General features: G+C 65.4%; 21 protein-coding genes. 5 read left to right on the plus strand and 16 right to left on the minus strand.

The window, feature by feature from the left end:
* Positions 1–76 precede the first annotated feature (76 nt).
* Both ABZ293_RS24050 and ABZ293_RS24055 read right to left on the minus strand, forming a co-directional pair.
* The gene (locus ABZ293_RS24050) at positions 77–1321 is read right to left on the minus strand and encodes a DUF6596 domain-containing protein (RefSeq protein WP_355183989.1); all 1245 of its coding nucleotides are present in this window, start codon (positions 1319–1321) and stop codon (positions 77–79) included.
* Positions 1318–1710 carry a YciI family protein gene (locus tag ABZ293_RS24055; protein ID WP_355183991.1) on the minus strand — a complete coding sequence of 131 codons (393 nt, stop codon included), beginning with the start codon at positions 1708–1710 and terminating at the stop codon, positions 1318–1320. Before ABZ293_RS24055 ends, ABZ293_RS24050 begins: the two co-directional genes overlap by 4 nt.
* A 340-nt stretch (positions 1711–2050) precedes the next feature.
* On the opposite strand from ABZ293_RS24055, the gene ABZ293_RS24060 reads away from it, so the two are divergent.
* Positions 2051–2692 (plus strand): LysE family translocator, encoded by a 642-nt coding sequence (locus ABZ293_RS24060; RefSeq protein ID WP_355183992.1) that lies wholly within the window; start codon positions 2051–2053, stop codon positions 2690–2692.
* 569 nt (positions 2693–3261) lie between these two features.
* Complete coding sequence (locus ABZ293_RS24065; protein WP_355183994.1) at positions 3262–3744, plus strand: hypothetical protein; 483 nt, start codon at positions 3262–3264, stop codon at positions 3742–3744.
* A gap of 146 nt (positions 3745–3890) precedes the next feature.
* Here ABZ293_RS24065 and ABZ293_RS24070 read toward each other — a convergent pair whose 3' ends face one another.
* From ABZ293_RS24070 to ABZ293_RS24095, 6 genes are all read right to left on the minus strand, one after another.
* Positions 3891–5114, minus strand: coding sequence for an RtcB family protein (locus ABZ293_RS24070; RefSeq protein ID WP_355183995.1), 1224 nt, complete (start codon positions 5112–5114; stop codon positions 3891–3893).
* 82 nt (positions 5115–5196) lie between these two features.
* Complete coding sequence (locus ABZ293_RS24075) at positions 5197–6399, minus strand: glutamate ABC transporter substrate-binding protein (protein ID WP_355183997.1); 1203 nt, start codon at positions 6397–6399, stop codon at positions 5197–5199.
* Between the two features lie 162 nt (positions 6400–6561).
* Positions 6562–7638 carry an amidohydrolase family protein gene (locus ABZ293_RS24080; RefSeq protein WP_355183999.1) on the minus strand — a complete coding sequence of 359 codons (1077 nt, stop codon included), beginning with the start codon at positions 7636–7638 and terminating at the stop codon, positions 6562–6564.
* A gap of 1 nt (position 7639) precedes the next feature.
* On the minus strand, positions 7640–9013 hold the full coding sequence (locus ABZ293_RS24085; RefSeq protein ID WP_355184000.1) for a glutamine synthetase family protein: 1374 nt from the start codon (positions 9011–9013) through the stop codon (positions 7640–7642).
* A 58-nt stretch (positions 9014–9071) separates the two neighbouring features.
* Positions 9072–9284 (minus strand): DUF397 domain-containing protein, encoded by a 213-nt coding sequence (locus ABZ293_RS24090; protein ID WP_355184150.1) that lies wholly within the window; start codon positions 9282–9284, stop codon positions 9072–9074.
* Positions 9274–10182, minus strand: coding sequence for a helix-turn-helix transcriptional regulator (locus ABZ293_RS24095; RefSeq protein WP_355184002.1), 909 nt, complete (start codon positions 10180–10182; stop codon positions 9274–9276). Before ABZ293_RS24095 ends, ABZ293_RS24090 begins: the two co-directional genes overlap by 11 nt.
* Positions 10183–10410: 228 nt before the next feature.
* Here ABZ293_RS24095 and ABZ293_RS24100 point away from each other — a divergent pair, with 228 nt between their 5' ends.
* From ABZ293_RS24100 to ABZ293_RS24110, 3 genes are read left to right on the plus strand one after another with little or no spacing between them, the layout of a single operon-like run.
* Positions 10411–10782, plus strand: a complete 372-nt coding sequence (locus ABZ293_RS24100; protein WP_355184004.1) for a hypothetical protein — start codon at positions 10411–10413, stop codon at positions 10780–10782.
* Positions 10782–11117, plus strand: coding sequence for a hypothetical protein (locus ABZ293_RS24105; RefSeq protein ID WP_355184005.1), 336 nt, complete (start codon positions 10782–10784; stop codon positions 11115–11117). Before ABZ293_RS24100 ends, ABZ293_RS24105 begins: the two co-directional genes overlap by 1 nt.
* Positions 11118–11134: 17 nt before the next feature.
* On the plus strand, positions 11135–11389 hold the full coding sequence (locus tag ABZ293_RS24110) for a hypothetical protein (RefSeq protein WP_355184007.1): 255 nt from the start codon (positions 11135–11137) through the stop codon (positions 11387–11389).
* 264 nt (positions 11390–11653) lie between these two features.
* Here ABZ293_RS24110 and ABZ293_RS24115 read toward each other — a convergent pair whose 3' ends face one another.
* The 8 genes from ABZ293_RS24115 to ABZ293_RS24150 form a co-directional block, all read right to left on the minus strand.
* Positions 11654–12025 carry a hypothetical protein gene (locus ABZ293_RS24115; protein WP_355184009.1) on the minus strand — a complete coding sequence of 124 codons (372 nt, stop codon included), beginning with the start codon at positions 12023–12025 and terminating at the stop codon, positions 11654–11656.
* 29 nt (positions 12026–12054) lie between these two features.
* A complete protein-coding gene (locus ABZ293_RS24120; RefSeq protein ID WP_355184011.1) occupies positions 12055–12504 on the minus strand; it encodes a roadblock/LC7 domain-containing protein in 450 nt (149 codons plus the stop codon).
* A complete protein-coding gene (locus ABZ293_RS24125) occupies positions 12501–13301 on the minus strand; it encodes a hypothetical protein (RefSeq protein WP_354960342.1) in 801 nt (266 codons plus the stop codon). Before ABZ293_RS24125 ends, ABZ293_RS24120 begins: the two co-directional genes overlap by 4 nt.
* Positions 13291–13725, minus strand: coding sequence for a hypothetical protein (locus ABZ293_RS24130; protein WP_355184013.1), 435 nt, complete (start codon positions 13723–13725; stop codon positions 13291–13293). The genes ABZ293_RS24125 and ABZ293_RS24130 overlap by 11 nt, the downstream gene beginning before the upstream one ends.
* Positions 13726–14225: 500 nt before the next feature.
* Positions 14226–16190, minus strand: coding sequence for a hypothetical protein (locus ABZ293_RS24135; protein ID WP_355184015.1), 1965 nt, complete (start codon positions 16188–16190; stop codon positions 14226–14228).
* A gap of 1 nt (position 16191) precedes the next feature.
* On the minus strand, positions 16192–18057 hold the full coding sequence (locus ABZ293_RS24140) for an HSP90 family protein (protein WP_355184017.1): 1866 nt from the start codon (positions 18055–18057) through the stop codon (positions 16192–16194).
* A 54-nt stretch (positions 18058–18111) separates the two neighbouring features.
* Complete coding sequence (locus ABZ293_RS24145) at positions 18112–18453, minus strand: MmcQ/YjbR family DNA-binding protein (protein WP_355184019.1); 342 nt, start codon at positions 18451–18453, stop codon at positions 18112–18114.
* An 8-nt stretch (positions 18454–18461) separates the two neighbouring features.
* On the minus strand, positions 18462–19886 hold the full coding sequence (locus ABZ293_RS24150; protein WP_355184021.1) for a VWA domain-containing protein: 1425 nt from the start codon (positions 19884–19886) through the stop codon (positions 18462–18464).

The following is a 19886-nucleotide window of genomic DNA, read 5'->3' on the forward strand; positions in this document are numbered from 1 at the left end:
AGTGCTCGGTAATGTCGATTATGCGATGTTCAGGCCAGACAAGACCCAACCCGCACCGGGAGCTGCGAGCGCGCGTCTAGGCTGGGCCGGCGAGGCGACGTATCCGATCGTTGAGGTACCGCTGTTCAGGGACGCTGGCGGCGAGTTGAGCGGCCCGCCGATAGCTTTCGACGGCGCCGGTCTGGTCGCCGATCATTTCCAGTAGGTGTGCGCGAACCGCGTGGGTCCGGTGATGACGCCGCATGGACGGGTTGTCGAGCAGGGGTGCGATCAGGTCCAATCCCTGCTTCGGGCCGAAGGCCATGCTGATGGCGACGGCCCGGTTGAGCGTCACGACCGGGCTGGGTCCGACTCGGTCCAGCATGGTGTAGAGGATGCTGATCTGCCGCCAGTCGGTGCTCTCCCACGTGGGCGACTCCGCGTGCACGGCAGCGATCGCCGCCTGCAACTGGAACCGGCCGACATGGCCGCGGGGCAGGACCCGCTCCAGGATGCCGACACCTTCCGCAATCAGGTCCCGGTCCCACCGGGAACGATTCTGTTCGGCCAGCGGGACCAGGTTGCCGTCCTCGGTGCGGGTCTCCGCTCGGGAGTGGGTGAGCAGCATGAGAGCCAGGGCGCCCGCAACCTCGTCGTGATCCGGTATCGCACAATGCAATTGACGGGTCAGCCGGATAGCTTCATCGGTCAGACTCCAATCCACCAGTGCGCCACCGGCAGAACGAGTGTGGCCCTCGGTGAACAGCAGATGGCACACATCGAGTACGGACGTGACGCGCGAGGGCAGGTCCTGTTCACTCGGGAGCTCGAACACAGCACCGGCCGACCGCAGGATCGACCGAGCGCGGGTGAGACGTTGCGTCATGGTGCGTTGCGGAACCAGGTAGGCGGCGGCGATCTCGCCGGTTCCCAGACCACCAACGGCGTGCAGGGTCAACGCAACCTGCGAGGAGCGGCTAAGACTCGGGTGACAGCACAGCACGAACATCTGCAGCATGTCGTCGCAGTCGCCTACAGTCGCCTGATCCGCCGACGGCGCGAGGTACGCGCCACCGGGCTGCGCGACGGCCACCGCCTCTTCGCGCCCAGCCCGTGCCCGGTCGGCCCGCAACCGATCGATCAATCGCCGCGACGCCACGGTGATGAGCCAGCCCCGCGGATTGGCGGGCACCCCGTCGCGACACCACTGCACTGCCGCCGCCTCGGCCGCTTCCTGGGCGGCATCCTCGCAGTCGCCGAAGTCGCCATGCCTGCGCAGCAGGGCGGCGAGGACGTGCGGCGACTCGTGCCGCCACACGTCCTCCACCACCCGGTCGCTCACTGCTCGTCGCCGCCCGGCCACATCGTCGGCCGCAATTCGACGGTTTCACCCGGACCGGTGAATTGCGCGGCGATCTCCTCGGCGCGGGTGTGGTTTTCCACGTCGATCAGGAAGAACCCCGCCAGATGCTCCTTGGCCTCCGAATACGGCCCATCGGTCACCAGCGGTTTCCCGTCACCCCACCGATACAGCCGCGATGACTCGGGCGCCCCAAGGGCTTCCCCCGTCAGCAACTCACCCTTCTCCCGCATCTCGCCGAGCAGCTTCTCGAAATCGGAGTTCATCTGATCCCGCTCTTCCTGCGACATCGCCTGGTACTCGGGCAGGTAGTCACCCGTCGGATGTCCCCAGGGCTGCGGATTGGAGTGAATCAGGATCACGTACTTCATCACGACTCCTTCGCGATCGCGGATGCGCCCGGATGACCCATCCTTACCCGAAACGTCGGAGTCCGCGCCATGATGTCGACATCCCTGTTGCGTTCGCCCACATGACCGCCGCGGGCGGGTGTTCGCTCGGCATCGAAGTCGACTGTCGATCCGTTTCCGGCAGGACGTCCGGCGCAGGAATCGAACGTCCCGTAATGCCGCTGGGCGCGTGGTCGTGAACGTCCGCATCTGCCGATTCCGCGATGTTTCAACGGCAGGATCTCCCGACAGCAACGGTTACGGTTCCAGTGCGTCGGAACTGGCTCGCGACAAATAGCCAGCTGCACCCCAGGATGAGAGCATGATCGAAACCACGGCAGTGTTGGGAGTGGCTGCGACCGAGTTGGGAATGGTGCTGACGCCGGGCCCGAACATGATGTATCTGGTGTCGCGCACCATATCGCAGGGACGACGAGCGGGTCTGGTATCGCTATCGGGTGTGGCCGTCGGATTCATCGTGTATCTCGTGGCCGCCACCGTCGGGATTACCGCGATCTTCGCGGTGGTGCCGGGGGTGTATCTGAGCATGAAGCTGGCCGGCGCAGCTTATCTGGCGTACTTGGCGTGGAAGACGTTGCGCGGCGGCATCTCTGTGTTCGAGCCCTCCGATCTGCCCGCCGACTCCACGCGCAGGCTCTTCGGCATGGGGCTGGTCACCAACCTGCTCAATCCCAAGATCGCGATCATCTACATGGCGTTGATCCCGCAGTTCGTGACCCCAGAACAGGGGCGAGTCTGGTTGCAGAGCCTGCTGCTGGGCGCAGTGCAGATCGGTATCGCGCTGACGGTCAACGGCTTGATCGTGCTGGGAGCCGCCACAATCGCAGCGTTCCTGACCGGCCGCCCGCTCTGGATGCGGGCACAACGCTGGGTCACCGGCACAATGCTCGGCGTCGTCGCCGTTCTACTAGCTACCGACCGGACCCGCCCGGTTCCGGCCTAGGCTGACCGACGCGAATAACACGCTGCTGGCAAGTGCGCGGTAATGCCGAGTTCCGAATAGTTGGCCCAGTCCCGCCCTCGCCCGCCTCCCCAGCTATCTGCAGACTGCCATCGCTCGGTCCAATTTCCTTGGGGAGATACTGATTTGAGTGTTCATCCGCCTCTTCGCAGCCGCACTAGGGTTCCTCGTTGCGGTCTCGTGATCGATCGGGATCTCAACGCCGCGATCAACCTCGCCCGCCTCGGCGACGCCACTGACACCGGTGGACGCCACTGACACCGGTGGTGGAACGGGGACTGGTACCTCGAGTAGCCTGGCCGCCAGTCATGGGCTTGGACAAGACGTGGAGCCGACCAGACCCGCCCCACCACGGTGGTTGGGAAGGCAGGTGGCGTGGAAGCGTCTGCCCCGCACGGTTCTCGGGCCGGGAAGAAGGGTACTGCCACTCCGCAAGGAACGGCTGCCTGAACGATGAGTCGTCATTCGTCATACGAACACTCACACTTCAGGTAACGGTGAGACGATAGCTCGGCACGCACGCACACCGTGGGACCGCGCAGGAGGTAGCCATGACCAACTACGAGCCGCCGCCGGGTTGGTCTCCGCCCGGTTCCCAATTCCGCAGCACCAGTGGGTTCGGGCGGACTCTGGTCGGCATTCTGGTCGGTCTGGTGGTGACGCCGGTCGGGATCGGGCTGGCCGCCCACGCGGCGTTGGATACCCGACAGTGGGTCATTCTCGGATCCGCGGCCAATCGAGCCGGATCGACCTTCCAAATCGTCGCAGCGGCACTGCTATTGCTCCTGGTCGCGGCGCTGGCCGCGTACTCACCGGCCGGGACGGTGCTGGCCGGGCTGGTCTGGGGTGTGGTGCCGGGATTCGTGTACTTCCTTTTTCCCGACGACACCTGGCGGATCATTCACGACGATCTGCCGGTGCTGTCGGATGAAATGCGGTTCGCGCTGATCACCTGGGTGACCAGCGGTTTCCCATTCATCCTCGGCGTGCTCCTGATCGGTGCGGGCGTCGCAGGCACACTGCGGCGGCGCTGAATACATTCAGGCCGAATTGCCTGCGCGATCCTTGCATGCCGACCTGGTCAACACTCAGCAGCGGCCGCTGCGTCGGAGTTGTCGCAGTGTTGCTGAGCTGGTTCGGGGCCGAATTGCGGTTGTGTGCATCGCAATTCGGCCACGTTTCACCCCTTCACACACAGCACCTGATGCAATGTCGCGACGATATCCACCAGATCGCGCTGTGCCGCGATCACCTCGTCGATATCCTTGTACGCGGCCGGGATCTCATCGACCACACCCGCATCCTTACGCGACTCCACCCCTTCGGTCTGCGCGATCAGATCGGCGACCGTGAACTGCCGCTTCGCCGCATTCCGGCTCATCCGCCGACCCGCACCGTGCGATGCCGACTGGAACGAGGCCGGATTTCCCTTGCCACGCACCACGTATGAGCGCGTGCCCATCGAACCCGGAATCAACGCCAGATCGCCAGCGCCCGCGCGCACCGCGCCCTTACGGGTCACCAGCATTGGCACACCGTCGATCTCTTCCTCCGCCACATAGTTGTGATGGCATGAAATCGGCTCGTCGAAACGCACCTCGCGTCCGGCGAATTCCGCGCGCACCGCACCGCATACCAGCGACAGCATGACCGCGCGGTTGCGGGCGGCGTATTCCTGTGCCCAGGTGAGATCACGCCGGTAGGCTTCCATTTCCGGTGTACCGGAAAGGAATACGGCCAGATCGCGATCGGGGATGTCCTGGTTGTGCGGCAGTGCGCGCGCGATGGTCATATGCCGCTCGGCGAGTTCCTTACCGATATTGCGGCTACCTGAGTGCAGCAGGATCCATACCGAATCATGCTCGTCCAGGCAGATCTCGATGAAGTGATTTCCGGAGCCGAGCGAGCCGATCTGCTTATGTGCCTTGGACTCCAATGCCTGCACGCCCGAATGCAATGCGCCGAATTCTGACCAGAAGCGGTTCCAGCCGGTGTTGTGCCGGGCCAGCTCGCCGTGTGACGCAGCGAACTGCGCCCCCAGCTTCGCGACATCGACCGCATTCTTGTGCGCCTGGAAACCCACCGGTACCGCAGCTTCGATGCGCGAGCGCAGCGAATGCAGATTGTCCGGCAGATCGGCGGCGGTGAGGTCGGTCTTGACGCTTTCCATGCCGCAGCCGATATCCACGCCGACGGCGGCCGGCGCGACGGCATCGCGCATCGCGATCACCGAGCCGACCGTCGCCCCCTTGCCGAGGTGCACATCCGGCATGACGCGGACGCCGTGGACCCATGGCAGTTGCGCGATATTTCGCAGTTGCTGCAGCGCGGACTGCTCGATGTCGTGCTCGTTGGCCCACATGAGCGTCTGCGCCCTCGTACCGCGCAGCTCGACGGGAAACATGGGGAACATCCTTTCTCGTTCGGTGTGTTCCCCTTCAACGCTAGATTCCCCGGACCACTATCCGCACATCATTTTCGGCCGGTTACGGCTCCACGAAATCGGCGGCCAGGCCGCACAGTTTCCATGTCCCACCGCGGCGCGCCATCGTCCCGGTGTAATCGATGTCCTTGAAGTACTGCCGATATTTCGCGGGCACATTGGTGAAGGATTCGTGCGCGAGGAAGGTCGCCGAATCCGGGCCGGTCTGGGTGATTCCGGTAATCGTGGTGGTGAATCCGGCACCTTCGACCTCCGGGCCGATCCGCCCGTCGTATTGCGGCGTGTACTGCACAACCAGCGCGTTGACGGCCGGTAGCGCCTCCGGGCAAATGAGCGCGGCGAACGATTGCCACTGTCGGGCATTCGCGGTCGCGGCCAGCTGTCCGACGGCCTCGGTCAGCGCCGGGTCGGAGCTGGACGGATTGTTCGTCGTGGTGCGCGCATCCGGCGGATTGAAGACCAGCGGCGCGGGCAGTGGCCGATAGCCCGACGGCTCGATATTCTCGGCCACCGCGCGGGCCCAGGTGCCGTCGGCGATCATGGCCTGAATGGCATTGGTGATCTTGCTCTGCAGGACGGTGTCGCCCTTTTCGACGCCGACGCCGTATCGCTCGCGGGTGAAGGGGTGCCCGACGACCCGCAGCTCGTTCGGATGCTGTGCGGCGAATCCGGCGAGGATCACATCGTCGGTGCTGACCGCGTCGACCTCGCCCGCGAGCAGTTCGTCCACGCAGGTCGAATAGGTCTCCTCCAGGGTGACCCGCACACCGGTCGCGAAGTCTCGCTTGATCTTGTCCGCCGAGGTGGAACCCTCGCCGGTGCACACGGTGCGGCCATCGAGAGCCTCCGGCCGATCGATATCCGCCGCACTGCGTAGGACCAGCAGATCCTGACCGGCCAGCAGGTACGGTCCGGCGAAGGACACCGCCTGCTGTCGAGCGGCGGTGATCGAATACGACGCGACGACAAAATCCACCTCGCCGCTGTCCAGCAGCGCTTCACGCCGATCCGACGGTGCCTCCAGCCAGCTGATCCGCTCGGCATCGACGCCGAGGTATTTCGCGATATAGATCGCGGTATCGACGTCGAATCCGTGCGGAATCCCGTCCTCGCCCATGACCGACAGACCAGGCTGATCGAATTTGATACCGATGGTGACGGTCCATGGCGTGTGATCGATGGGGTACACGCAGGCGGCCAGCACCACGCCGCTCGCCAGGCCGACAGTAAGGATCGAGCGCTTCATCGAGCCGAATCTCCTCTCGATGCCGGGATACCTCGGTCGAGCAGGTTCGCGCCCTGCGCATATTCAGCTAATTATCAGCACGAACGATTCGCGTAATTTTCGCTGATCATGCGATAGAAGTGAGTGGGCATTGCGCGAAACCGTTCACTTTTTGAGACCTGGCTACTGATGAGCGATCGACGGGCTTCGATAGATGTGCGCCGCGTTTCCGTTGGCGATTGCAATGACGAGTGCTTCGGCGTCAACGGTCGTTATGACGTCCTCGGCGATCCACTCGTCGAGCAGGCGGCCGAGACCGCGCCGCCACAGCACCGCCCCGAGGTAGTGCAGTTCCGGAAGTCCGTAGCCGTCCGAGGAATAGAGCATCGAACGGAACGGGGCGAGTTCGAGTGCTTCCGCGAGCACCGCCGCGGCCCGCTGTCCCACATAGGGAATCGTCAGGCCGAGATCGAGATGCACATGGTCGAAGGCGTGTGCGAGATAGGCCGCGTTGCGATGAAACGGCCAGCAGTGCAGCAGTACGACCGATGTGCCCGAGCCCGCTGTGGCCCGCAGGAAGTCGGTGAGCAGCAAGGGATCCGCATGCCGAAGCCGCAGATCGGTGTCGCCGAAACCGGTGTGGAATTGCAGGGGCAGGCCGAATTCCCCGCCGATGCGGGCACCGAGTCCGACCAGCCAGCCCAGGGTCGCCGGATCGGTGAGGCGGCGTTCGAGGGGGACTTCATCGGGCGGGGAGTCGGTGCGCGGGAAGTCGAGTCCGCAGCGGTAGGCCACGATTGTCTTGAGGCCGACGGCATTTCGGACCCGCCCGCGCAGCGCGGTCTCGATATCCTCGAACGGCGTCGTCTCCACGGCGACCTCGGCGATCACCCGTTCGGCGAGGTGTTCGAGTCGGACGATCTCGCGCACCTCACCGTCGGCGACCGCCGCGAATTCCGCTCGTCCGCCGCCGAATCCGGTGTCGAGGAACCAGCGGGTGACACCGGTCGCGCGCAGTAGCCGGGTGGTCGTTTCGCGCCAGCCGAGTTCGGCGCGGCGGGCCAGATACCGCTCCGGATCCACATGCGGCTCCAGATCGAGAACCGGTGCGCACCAACGCCTTATCGCGAGACCGAGCGCCGAATCGAAGCTGCCGCGCTGCCCCTCGCCGAGCAGCCGCTCGAAACCGGGCCGGTCCAGATCGGCGGCCACTACGCCGTGACAGTGGTGATCGGTCAGCGCGATGCCATCGGTCAGCACGCTAGAACCGCCACCGGGTCAGCTCGACCACCTTGGCCGGGCTGATATCCCGATAGCGTTCGGCCTCGGCGCGGCGCACGGTGAGCAGGGCATCGTGCAATTCGACACCGAGCGCCTCGGCGAGCACCTTGGAATCCGCCAGTGCGTCGGCGGCCTCCATGGAATTGGTCGGCAGCCGCCGCACACCCGAGAGCATGAGTTGTTCCGCATCGAATCCCACCGGATCGCCGGTGATTTCGGCGGGCAGCCGCAGTTCTTCGGCGACGCCAGCGAGCCCGGCGGCAATGACCGTGCCGACGATCAGATACGGATTACCGGTCGCGTCGAAACATTTGATCTCGGCATTGGCCGCCCATTCCTCGGTGCCCCGCACGCCGGTGATGAAGCGCAGGGCAGACTCCCTGGTCTCCCGACCCCAGCATTGCCAGATCCCGGCCCACCGCGAGGGCTGCAGGCGCAGGAAGCTCGCCGGATTGCCGGCCCCGATCGCGACCAGTGCGGGCAGTTCCCGCAGCACACCGGCCAGGAAGGCCTCGCCGGCGCGTCGCATGCCGTACGGTCCGTCGCCAGCGGCGAAGAGCGGCCCCTGCTCGTCCTGAAGCGAAAAATGCAGGTGCGCACCGGAACCCGCACTGCCGGGCTCGATACACGGCGCCAGCAGCGCGCGCCAGCCGTATTGCGCGCTCACCTGCCGGATGGTGTGCCGGAGCAGGACCACATCATCGGCCGCGGCCACCGGATCGTTGGGTGCGACCGACAGCTCCATTTGCGCGAGCGCGTATTCCGGATGGAACTGATCGACCGCGATCTCCTGACGTTCCAATGCCGCGACCAGATCGCTGGCGTATTCGGCCACCTGACTCAACCGGATCATGCCGTAGGCGGGTCCGTATATCGCTGGGACGAAATCGCTTTCGGTATCCGCGCGCCCGAGCGCCCACTCCGTCTCGAAGGACATTGACAGCCGCAGACCCGACTCCTGCGCCGCTTGGGCCTGCCGGGTCGCGAACGCACGCTGGCAGGCGACGAAGCGGGTGCCGTCCTGGGTGTACTTATCGGCGGGCGCCCAGGCCCAGCCCGGCTGGCAGGCGAGTTCGGTCAGCCGGGACAGGTCCGGGATCAGGCGCAGATCGCCGTCGGGCCCGCCGAGATATCGGCCGACCGACATCAGATCGTCGAAGGTGAACGTCTCGAAGCAGGGGGAGACGCCGATCCCGTATTTGGCGGCATGCGCCAGCCGCCCCTTCGGTACGGTCTTCACCCTGGTTATTCCGGCATTGTCGACGAAGGACAGCACGACCATATGGGCCTCGAGGTGTCCGATCAGCGCATCGTGGGCACCTTCGGCCGGTATCCGGTCCGGCATGGTGGGCATAGTCCCAAGATAGGCCGCGCCCGCCCGCTTGGGGGCGGACTCGGCCGACCTGGTCGTGTTATGCGGTGGGTCGGGTGAACTCACCGTCTTGCATGCCTGCGGTGAAGGCATCCCACTCACCAGGGGCGAATACCAGTGCTGGGCCGGTTGGGTTCTTCGAGTCCCGAACGCCGACCTTGCCGCCGTCGAGCCATGCCACCTCGACGCATTGCCCGCTGCCTTCGCTGTAGCTGCTCTTGAACCAGTTCACCCCGGATAGGTCAACGTTCACCACGTTCGTGCTCCTTCGCCACCTGTCGCAGCAGGTTTCTAGTCTCCACCTCGCCCAGACATGCATCCCGGATGGCCGCAGCAAGCTCGCCATAGAACCGCACATCCTCAGGCCTCTCAAGATATACGTCCTGCGCCGCTCCGCCGTCGATGAATACCACTGGAGGCTCGATGGGTTCACCTTTGGCGATGCGCTCGAACTCCAGGATGATGAACGAGCTGTTGGGCGTCCCCCACGTCAAACCTGCACTGTATGGATGTATCCGCAGCGTGATGTTGGGTCGCTTGGACATTTCGGCGAGGTGCCTCAGCTGCGCGGCCATGATGCTCCGGTTGCCGATCACGCGGTATAGCACCGATTCGTGCAAGATCACGTTCAACTGGATCGGGTTCGTCTTGCGCGTGATGAGCGCTTGCCGTTTCATTCGGTGCTCGACGCGCCGGTCGACGTCGTCAGGGCTGGTGAACATGGGAACCGCGCTGATGATTGCCCGCGCGTAGTCGACCGTCTGGAGCAGGCCAGGAACGTGTTGCTCATGGCAGCTGGTGAGTCGGCGCGCGGCGGCCTCGAGCCCCACGTACATGTTGAACGCGTTGCTGTACAAGCCGCCATAGACGTGGTGCCAGCTCTTGACCCTGCCTTGCTGGGCGAGGTCGACGGCGGCCTTGGTGTCGTCGTCGCCGACGTCGTACACCTCGCATAGCGCCTGTACGTCCTGTCGGCGGACCTTTTGAATCTGTCCGGTCTCGATGCGCTGAAGCACGGCTCTGGATAGGTCGACCAATTTGGCGGCTTCGGCAATGGTGAATCCGGTCGCTTCGCGGCGCTCGCGAAGGAACCGTCCGAGTTGGCGGCGCGGCAGGGTTGATGACGGGCCGTGCTCTTCGGTGCTGGTCACGGGGTCTCCTGGAATCGAGTCACATCGGATCGAGAACCGAGCCTGTTCTTACTGCAGAACCGAGCGCCGTTCTGGCGTTTTAGAGCAATCGCAATCGAGTGCTCGTTTCTGCTGCTGTCTATCGGTTGCTGATGCTATGCTGTGGGCGGCGCTCGAGCTGGGAATCGTTGAGGTACAAGGCCTGTCCGACCGCCACCCCGCAGCTCCATCGACCGAAGGCCTGGAACGATGACGAACAATCAAGTGGCAGAATCACATACAGGGCAATCCGACGCGCCGAAGGCTGTTGGATTCGTGCGCGGTGACGTGTCCGGACTCGCCGCACCCCGGCACGCAAACGCCGTAACGCTGCACGCTCGGCTACTGGGCTACCAGTACGTTTACACGGTACGGCCACCCCAGGACATCCCCGACCCGATCGGGTACGGCCTCGGGATCGCCGCCGGGCTGGGGGTTGCCGCGATCGTGGTCTACGACTTGGCTCAGGTCGACGATCAACCAGCGCGGGTGTGTGAGGACTTCGATCTCGAAACCGTTTGTCCCGCAACCACATGGGCGAGGGTCGCCTACCCGGCCATCCCCGAGACCGGGGTGGCCTGATGCGCGAGGACATGATCGTCACGCCGCCGCGAGTTTGCGGGCATGCCGATATCACGTTGGCGCATCAGCAGATGCGCGAGCATCGCGCCTGCCGTATCGGCTGGTGCGTGTGGAAGGCGGCGGCGTATTACACGCTGGTCGATGCGGGTCGAGTCACGCCGCAATCGTTGACCCCGCGCGAGCGCGCCGCCGCGCGCGGCCTCGAGTTCCCGCCACTGGACCACGAGGGCTCCGCGCAGGGCGGGCCGACAGTACAAACACTGCGTGAGGTGCTGGACAAGCTCACCGAGCTGTCGCTACCGATTCCGGGCGCGAACAGCGGCGGCGACGGCTGACGATCGGGGGATTCGGGATGAGTGAGCATCGCACTGAGGTGGACGGCTGGCAGGCGATCTGGCGGCTCGACGACCACCGCGTTCGAATGATGTTGGTGCGCAACCTCTTCGAATCGGAGCCGCTGCTATCGATGTCGAGCGTAGCCACCGCACCGGACCTGGTGCAGGTCCGGGAGCGGTTCCCGGCACTGTCGCGGTTGTGGGACGCGGTACGTCACGAGTACTGGACGGAATCCCTGTCCCCTAAAGAGCATTCGCCGGGGACGACCTGAGTGACGGGCATCCACCGACCCGGCGCGCCGCGATCGGCTGAACGAGCACTTGCTACCTGTACCAGGTGTACTGCCCACGGACGTTGGTAACGGCGAGCTGACATGGCGAAGACCTCCGAGTGAAGTGCGAGCTGTCTAGGAACGCACCGAATTCACTGGAGGTCTTCGTGTCTCACCGTAATGCCCCATTGTCGGAGTTGGGCCTCGCCTACAGTGAAATCCTGCCCGACGAACGCAAGGAAACCGCGGTCGCGAGCGAGCGGATCACACCTCCAGGTCCCCCTCGATGCCCTTGAGGCGGTGCCGGGCTAGCGCGAGATTCGCCCGGCCCCGGTCCAGGGCGAGGTAGAGGAACAGGCCTTGGGACTTACGGCCGGTCATCGGTCGGATGATGTGGTATTGGCCCGACAACGTGATGAGGATGTCCTCGATGGCCTCGTTGAGCCCCAGCTGCTCCATGGTGCGCAGCTTGGCGCGCACCACCTCGGTGTTGCCCGCGGCGGCGACCTGGAGGTCCAGGGCCTTGGTACTGCCGAGCATCCCGAGCGCCATGCCGCTGTCGTAGTCGACGACGGCGGCTCCGATCGCGCCGTCGATTACCATCATCTCTTTCAGTGCCAGATCCATACTGGACATATCTGTTCCTTTCGATTGATGTTGGTTGCCTAGTCTTTTCCAGGGGCCGTCAGCTGGTCGGCGATCCTGCGCGCCACCGGGCGCGACTCCAGATGGAGCCGGCCGACGTTCACCTCAGGGCCCGCCAGCACGGTCAGCGAGGCCCAGCTCGCCGCGTAGACCACCACGTACCCGCCGGTGCCGCGCACCACGACGTCATGGAATCCGCCATCGTGCGCGGTGGTGGCCATCCGGTGCGACAGCGCCAGCTGCGAAGCGGCCAGCGCGGCCATGCCGGAGGGCTCGATGTGCGCGGGCAGATCGTGGGCGATGAGCAGCCCGTCAATGGATGCCACCAGCGTGCCGGTCAGGTGCGGGATGCGATCGTGCATTGCCTTCAGCTCTGCCAGCACCACCGCGTTCGGTTCGGGTCCGGACACCGCCACCTTGGTTAACCTTCCCATCAGTGCGTGACCGAGCAGTTTCCTCCGCGCGGTCACTCGAGCTCCGCCAAAGCTGCCCGCAGACGGAGGAGCAGGGCCTCATCAACTGGCTCCCATTTCGGTTCGGAAGCCGGCTCGGCCCGCCGCGTCCGGCGTCGAGGTAGCGGTTCGGACTCGGCGACTTCGCGAGCGGCCGCCACCGGCTCGGCTGTCTCGACCGGAGCGGGTGCCGCGACGGCCGGCTCGATCAGCCCTGCCACGGTCAGGTCCCGCACGGCCTTCAGGCAGCCATAAGTGGTGCGGCCGAGCTCGCGTGCGATCCCGGTGATGCTGCGCCGGGTGTCAGCGGCGGCCAGCACCTCGGCCTGGCCGCCGGTGAGTACTACGCGCCGTCGCCGCACGCGGCGGACCGGCACAACGGGGGCGCGGTCGACCAACGTCGCAGGCCACGGCCCAGACTCCGGATCGCCACGCCGCGCGCACTCATGAACGAGCGCGCGCGGCGTGATCTGGCAGACCGGGGCGAGCCAGTGCGGCGGCGCGGGCTGGAATTCGGGGACGGCGGGCGAGGCCAGCAGAAAGTAGGCGGCATCGAACACCGACAGCAACACCAGAGTTTCCAGCCCTGGCCGCCCCAGCACATGGCCGGGATTTCCGTCTGCGGCCCGCCGCCAGTCCTCCGTGGTTGCCACACCCGCCTCCACGACAAGCCGGTCCAGCCCGGTTGTCCGGCCGCAGTCGACGGATGCGATCGCGCCCTCGGTCAGATGAAACGCACCGTCGCCAGCGCGCAACATGCCGGTACGCCTTTCCTTTTCGAGCCGTTGCAGTTCGACTGCGAGCTCAACGCTCATGACCGTCCTCGGTCAATTCGCGCAGAATTCCCCGGAGCTGGAACCGCGCCATCGCAAGATTCCCGGTGTCGTCGTCGAGCACAACGTGCATGAAAAGCCGACCGTCGAAGTCGCCGTTCACCAGATTCAACAGGTGATATGCGCGGGTTCCGCAGACGATGATCTCGGTGACGTCGTCACCGTCGCGGCCGGTTGCCAACGCTGTGCAGCCGAGCACCTCGCGGACCACATCGGTGGTGGCGGCGGCGGCCTCATGCTGGTCCACCAGATCGTGCCGACCTGCCGCGGCGATCGCCAGACCACTCGCTCCGTCAACCAACGTCACGCTGCGCGCACCGGGAATCTCCATGACACGTTGCAGACAGCCGTCGATATCGGTCACCGTGCCCTGGCCTGCCTGCCTGTCGTGGGATGATTTCAGCAAACCAGACGCTACACACCGTGCCGACCGGTGTACAGAAAAAACCGGAAAATAATACTAAAAAATGCATATCCCCTGGTGGCAGGCGAAGATTGGGGCCGGAGCCGCCGGACAAGAAGTGCTGGACGGTGTCGGAACGGACCTGCGATACGACGCCGGATGCAATGCAGTACCTGATGGCGCGGGCACGCCAGCGCCTTCACGCGGATAACCTGTTACCCTGCAAGCGAATCCAGCAACTCGTCCGCATGCGCCAGCTCACTATCCACACCGGCCTGGTTTTGAGATCGGCACCGGAACTCGAGCCCGACACGCCGACCCGAACAGAGTCCTACTAACTAGTGTGTCGCTCCCAAATAGTGTGTCGGGCCCAAACTTCGGGACCGACACACTACGGCCTGCTACCCACCAACGATCAGGACTGGGGCGAGGAGCACCTCATGCTCGACATCGCACTCGAGGTCGTCAGGGATCTCGATCATGACCCCGGAAGTCGTTGATGGTCACTCGTCCGGTACCTCGAACTCGTCGCGCTCCATATCGGCCAGCTGGCTGCGGGTGTTGAGGAGTTCGGTGGCTACCTCGCTCGACGGGTCCTTTTCGGCCAGTTCTTCCAGTTCCGTGAGGAGTTCGCGCATCGTCGCCAGCCATGGCCGATCGGTTTCCGAACCGCTGCCGTAGAGCTGAAGCCAGGCCGCCGAGCGCAGGCATTTGGCTCGGGGGACGATGCGACCGAGGCTGCCCCACAGGTGTGCGGCGCGCAGGAAGGCGGCGACCGCCTGTTCGTCTTCGCCGCAGTAGTCCAGCACCGAGGCCGCCGACCAGGCCAGCTCGGCTTCGAGTTCGACGCGGTCGGGATCATTGTGGACCAGCCGGGCGCCCTCGACGAATTGCTGTGCGGCATCACGGAATCGGTTGAGCTTGCGTAGTGATTCGCCGTATTGGCGGCGCACGAGCGCCATTTCGGCGGGGGGATAGGGCATCTCACCGGCCGCGAGTGGCTGTTCGAACAGTGCGGCCGCCTCGCCGTGCCGTCCGGCCCGGTGCAGCGCACGCGCGGCGACGAAGGTGAGATGTATCGCGTCCGCGGGCGAGATCGGTTCCCAGCGGGCCGCGGCGGTGAGTGCCGCGTCGGCGAGTTCGTATTCGCGGCCCCGCTGCCCGGACAGCGCCATGACCAGTTGGGAGCTCAGTCGCGCGAGATGTTCCGCGGGCAGTGCGGTCGCGCCGATCGAGAGTGCCCGGCGCAGATACTGTTCGGCGTCCTGTGGATAGTCCACCAGTCGTACCGCGGCCAGTTCGGCCAGCTGCAGTGCGTCCTCGGCTTGCTCCTCGGAAGTCGCGGTGACAGCCGGTGCCACGGCGGCGATCTTGCGCGGCAAGGTGTTGCGCACACCGAGCGGAAGGTGCTCGACCAAATGCCGCTGTGCGAGGCGGGCCGCGACCCGATCGCTGACCACAGTATTGCCATTGCGGGCGTCGTAACGTGCGGCGAGCTCGCCGATTTCGACGGTGAGGTCGGCGCGCACCGAATCCACTGTGCCCGCGCCGATTTCGAGCGCGCCGAGATCCAGCTCCGTCAGCCGCCGCAACAGCACACCGACACCCGATATGAAGGCGAGCCGAATGGCGGCGTCCGCTCCCGGATCGGTCAGCCACGCCGTGTGTTCGGACAGGATCTCCAGACCGCGCGCCTCGTTCCCGGTCAACGCGCAGAATTCGATGTGCTCACCCACCGAGCGACGCAGATCCGGAATATGGCGTACCAGGGGATAACCCGTCAAATGCGCACTGCGCGCCTCGGCGATGCGACCGGTGCGCACCATCGGCAGCAAGGCGTGCCCGAGCACCCGGTGCGGTTCCTCGGCGCAGCTGCGCGTTCCATCGATGACCGGGTGCCAGCACTCGAGTGCGGCCTCGAAGTCACCGGCCTGCGCATAGTTGGTGCCCCACTGGTTGCGTTCACAGGCATCGCAGTCGGACATGCTGTCGCGCGCTGCCGCGCGGGCCGCGTCGAGCAGATCCGCGGCCGCGTCGTGGTCACCGAGTTCGCGGGCCAGGTCCGAGCGCAACGCGAGCACCGGACGAGCACTGTATCCCCGCTGCCGATAACGACTTTCGAGTTCGTCGAGCCAGCGGTAGGTGGTGTGCAGCGGTACAGCGGGATTGTCGATCAGGCCCCAGGTCAGCCATTTCAGATACCAGTGCACCGAATGCGTCATCCCGCCGAGTTCAGCGGGGAAGTCGTCGTAGATCCGCAGCAGCCTGCCATAGGCGACCGGAGCCAGATCTCGTTCGCCCGCATACGCGTACGCCTTGGCCAGCTCCAAAAGGACACTGCCCTCCAGTGCCCGGTCCGGACCCGACTTCGCCGCGGCGGCAAGGGTTTCCAGGCGTTCGGTGCGGGTGCGCCCGTGCGGCAGCGAACGGCTCTGCGCCAGCGCCGCCTGGATCTCGGAGGTCTCCATCTCAGGCCTCCTCCGCGGTCTCGCCCGCCGCGTGCCGGGTCGCCCAGGTGAGGAATTCGCCGAATGCGCGATTGAGCAGTGCGGTATCGGCCGGTCGCAGCGGCCGGTGTGTCATCAGTAACGCCTGGCCATAGAGGGATTCGATGGCCGTCTTCAGGAAGGCGGGATCACCGATGTGGCTCAGCCTGCGCACCACCGGACTGTGGTGGTTCAAGACCAGCTGTGCGCGGGGCGCGCTCGCTTCCAGTGCGCCGAGGATTTCGGTCCAGAGTTCGTCGGCGCCGACAGTGGTCTCGACCCGTGTTCGTTCATTGCGCGCGCCGCGACTGTCCAGATGCAGGGCGGGCACCGAAACCGGTTGGAACGCACGCAGAATCACATCGCAGGACAGCGGATCCAGGGCCGTGCGGGCGGCGGCGAGCACCGGGGCCAGCGCCAGTTCGTCGGGCGGATCCACCAGGTCGAGGGCATTGGTGACGGCGGCCGCGTCCAGTTCGGTGACCGTGACATCGGGCAGTATCGCGGGCAGCAGGGCGACGAGTTCGGCATCGTAGGTGTAGCCGCCGTTGACGACCCCGATGCCCTGTGCGGCCGCGATGGCGGCCACCTGACGGAACTCCTCCACCGTTGCCGTCACTCGCACCGCGGGATGGTTGCGGGCGAATTCGGTCAGCGGGACCCGGCCATCGGTCGTCTCGAACAGCAAGTGCGGCACCATGATTCGCAGCATGTCCGGGGAGTGCCTGGCCATTGCCTTGACGCCGAGCGCGTGCACGGACAGAAACGCGGCCAGCCGCTCGGGCTGTTCGGCGGCGATTTCGGTGAGCCAGTCGCGAATTCGATCCCCGAGGGTGTCGCGGATGATGGCGAGGCGTTCGTCTTCGTAGAGCCCCTCGCGCGAGGCGGTCGGGCGCAGGCTGTCGGTATCGATCACACAGCGCACGAAGAAGGCCCAGTCCGGCAGCAGTCCGCGCACCGCATCACCGAGCAGCATGCCCTTGAGATAGACCCGGTGTGCGCTGGGATCGGCCGGATTGCCCGGCTGCGACAGTACGAAGGCGACGCCGCTGACTCCGGCCAGTTCGGCATCGAGGTCGATCACATCCAGCGGGGTAAAGCCGAGTGTGCGCTCGCCGTATTCGAACAGCGCCGCCCGTCGCTGCGCCGGGGACGCATAGCTGCGCCGCCACACCGGCGGTCCATCGGTCGCGCGCAATCCGACGCCGTTCGCCTCGACCGTCACCTCGTAGGGCAGCAGTGAACCGTATTCACGGACCAGGTCGAGCACCCGACCGGGGGTGAACCATGCCTGCGCACCGGCTCGTGGCGTGAGATGCACTGTGGTGCCGGGTTCTCGACGGTCCGCGGGATCGAGTCGACGCAGTGCATAGGTGCCGTCGGCGGCGGCCAGCCATTCGACGGGCGCGGCGCTCGGATCGACGGCCGAACGGGTGACCACCCGGATTGTTTCGGCGACAGTGAAGCAGGCCAGCAGCCCGATGCCGAACTGCCCGAGGAACTCTCGGCGCGCGCCCTCGATATCGTCGCGCTTGGACGAATGCCCGATGGTGGCGAGGAACCGATGCACATCCGCCTCGGTCAGACCGATGCCCGGATCGGTTATCCGCAATCCGGATTCATCGATGACCAGGCGAATCGCGGTGGGCGCCAAGGCATCGAGCTGGGCGCGCGCAGTGACGGCATCGACCGCGTTCTGCAACAGCTCCCGGATGTACACCCGAGGACTGGAATACAAGTGATGCGATAAGAGATCGACGATGCCACGCAGATCGACCTGAAACGAATAATTCCCATCACCAATGCGGTCCGACCCCGACCATGCACCACCGGGTGCGCTGTTCACCATGGACCGAATCCTGGTGTGCGCCGCCAACAGTTCTCTTAACGAATGCTGATGGTGTTAACAGCCCGGACGCTTCGACTTTGGCAGTTTGCTGACAATCGCGTCGTAGGACTGATCGACGAGTTCACGCAGTTCGTCGTCGGACACCGCGCCACCGAGTTGTATGACATTCCAGCCGTAGCGGCCGATGTAGGCCGATGGCGAGACGTCGTCCGGGTAGATCCGCACCAGCTCATCGGCCTCCTCCCGATTGGGCCCGCACTTTAGCCCGATCGAAGTCGATCCGAGGAAGGCGAATATCTTGTCGCCGACCTTGGCGACGATATCGCCCTCCCACGGCTCGTCCTGCCAGGCACCGGGTTTCGCCAAGCAGTACTTCAGTAGCCGCGCGTCATGCACTGTCGCGCCTACACCGGCAGCAGCCGGGACACCACCGCGGTCAGCTGCTTGGCCGAGCGGCATTCGTGCATCTCGATCACCTCGCGGTATTTATCGGCGGCGGAATCGCCTGAGCCCCAATTGCTTTCCTTCTCCGGATTGAGCCAATGCGCGTGTTTGGCGGTCTGCACCAGTTGGCGCAGCGTATCCAGTCGCGGGTCGCGGTAGTTGGTGCGGGCGTCGCCGAGGATCAGCAGTGAACTGCGGGCGGTGACGGCATCGGGCCAGTTCGTGGCGAAGCCGGTGAGCGCATGGCCGTAGTCGGAGTGTCCGTCCAGGCCGACCACTTTGCCCTCGGTGAAGATGCGTGCCATGGCCTTGTCCAGCTGGGTGTTCGGATCCAAGAACCGGGTCACCTCATCGGTGCGGTCCACGAACGCGAAAATGCGCACCCGGGAAAACTGTTCGCGCAGCGCGTTGACGAGCAACAGCGTGAAGTTGCTGAATCCGGCCACCGAACCGGACACATCGCAGAGCAGGACCAGCTCGGGGCGACCCGGGCGTGGTTTGCGATTCACCAGGTCGATGGGCACACCGCCGGTGGACATGGATTTGCGCAGTGTTTTGCGCAGATCGATCTCGCCACGGCGCGCATGCCTGCGCCGCACGGCCAGTCGGGATGCCAGTATCCGGGCCAGGCGCTGGGTGCTGCGCCGCATCTCCGCGAGCTCGGTTTCCGAGGCACGCAGGAAATCGACATCCTCCGCCTGCCGCGCGACGGCATAGCTGGCGACGCGTTCGCGGCCGACGTTCTCCGCCACCCGCCGGTGGGTTTCCGCCTCCACGATGGAGCGGAATCCGGCAATGCGCGCCCGGCCGGTCCGGCGGGCGACCTCGGCGTCGAATTCGCTGGTGTCCGGTCCGGCGCCCAGGCCCTGCAGAATCCTGGCCAGCAGGATTTCCGGCTGTACCTCCCGCAGGGTGCGGTACGCCGAGAAGGAGGGGCCGCGCGAGGACTCGTACTGACCGAGCTGTTCGACCAACTGCGCGGCGATCATTTCCAGCTGCTGTGCCGAATCCTCGCGGCTCAGCAGCGTTGCGAGCAATCCACGCAGCGCGGGCATGTCGATCTCACCGGTGGGCGTGCGTGGAATCTCGATGTCATCCGGTGTGCTGCTGCGCGCGCCGAGCGCGGCCGGGAACCACAGGTCGAACAGGCCGTCGAAGGTGCTGCGGTGCGTGGTGCGGCGCAGCAGTGCGCAGGCCAGACCCTCGCGCAACACCTCGCGGTCCATCAGATCCAGCACCGACACCACCCGGCCCGCGTCCACGGTCTCCGAGGGACCCACCGCGATGCCGCGCGCCCGCAACGCCTCGACGAAACCGACGAGATGCCCCGAAAGCCCGTGCGGCGCATTGAGTGTTGGTGTCGCGGGCACCGATCCGGCCGCCAT

Source organism: Nocardia sp. NPDC005998, from assembly GCF_040614395.1.
GTDB lineage: Bacteria > Actinomycetota > Actinomycetes > Mycobacteriales > Mycobacteriaceae > Nocardia.

Excerpts from the sequence above, each read along its gene's own strand:
- ABZ293_RS24070 (WP_355183995.1), bottom strand. The coding sequence starts at position 5,114 with ATGTTTCCCGTCGAGCTGCGCGGTACGAGGGCGCAGACGCTCATGTGG.
- ABZ293_RS24065 (WP_355183994.1), top strand. The coding sequence starts at position 3,262 with ATGACCAACTACGAGCCGCCGCCGGGTTGGTCTCCGCCCGGTTCCCAA.
- ABZ293_RS24085 (WP_355184000.1), bottom strand. The coding sequence starts at position 9,013 with ATGCCCACCATGCCGGACCGGATACCGGCCGAAGGTGCCCACGATGCG.
- ABZ293_RS24150 (WP_355184021.1), bottom strand. The coding sequence starts at position 19,886 with ATGGCGGCCGGATCGGTGCCCGCGACACCAACACTCAATGCGCCGCAC.
- ABZ293_RS24055 (WP_355183991.1), bottom strand. The coding sequence starts at position 1,710 with ATGAAGTACGTGATCCTGATTCACTCCAATCCGCAGCCCTGGGGACAT.
- ABZ293_RS24140 (WP_355184017.1), bottom strand. The coding sequence starts at position 18,057 with ATGGTGAACAGCGCACCCGGTGGTGCATGGTCGGGGTCGGACCGCATT.
- ABZ293_RS24125 (WP_354960342.1), bottom strand. The coding sequence starts at position 13,301 with ATGAGCGTTGAGCTCGCAGTCGAACTGCAACGGCTCGAAAAGGAAAGG.
- ABZ293_RS24135 (WP_355184015.1), bottom strand. The coding sequence starts at position 16,190 with ATGGAGACCTCCGAGATCCAGGCGGCGCTGGCGCAGAGCCGTTCGCTG.
- ABZ293_RS24100 (WP_355184004.1), top strand. The coding sequence starts at position 10,411 with ATGACGAACAATCAAGTGGCAGAATCACATACAGGGCAATCCGACGCG.
- ABZ293_RS24110 (WP_355184007.1), top strand. The coding sequence starts at position 11,135 with ATGAGTGAGCATCGCACTGAGGTGGACGGCTGGCAGGCGATCTGGCGG.
- ABZ293_RS24105 (WP_355184005.1), top strand. The coding sequence starts at position 10,782 with ATGCGCGAGGACATGATCGTCACGCCGCCGCGAGTTTGCGGGCATGCC.
- ABZ293_RS24075 (WP_355183997.1), bottom strand. The coding sequence starts at position 6,399 with ATGAAGCGCTCGATCCTTACTGTCGGCCTGGCGAGCGGCGTGGTGCTG.
- ABZ293_RS24060 (WP_355183992.1), top strand. The coding sequence starts at position 2,051 with ATGATCGAAACCACGGCAGTGTTGGGAGTGGCTGCGACCGAGTTGGGA.
- ABZ293_RS24115 (WP_355184009.1), bottom strand. The coding sequence starts at position 12,025 with ATGTCCAGTATGGATCTGGCACTGAAAGAGATGATGGTAATCGACGGC.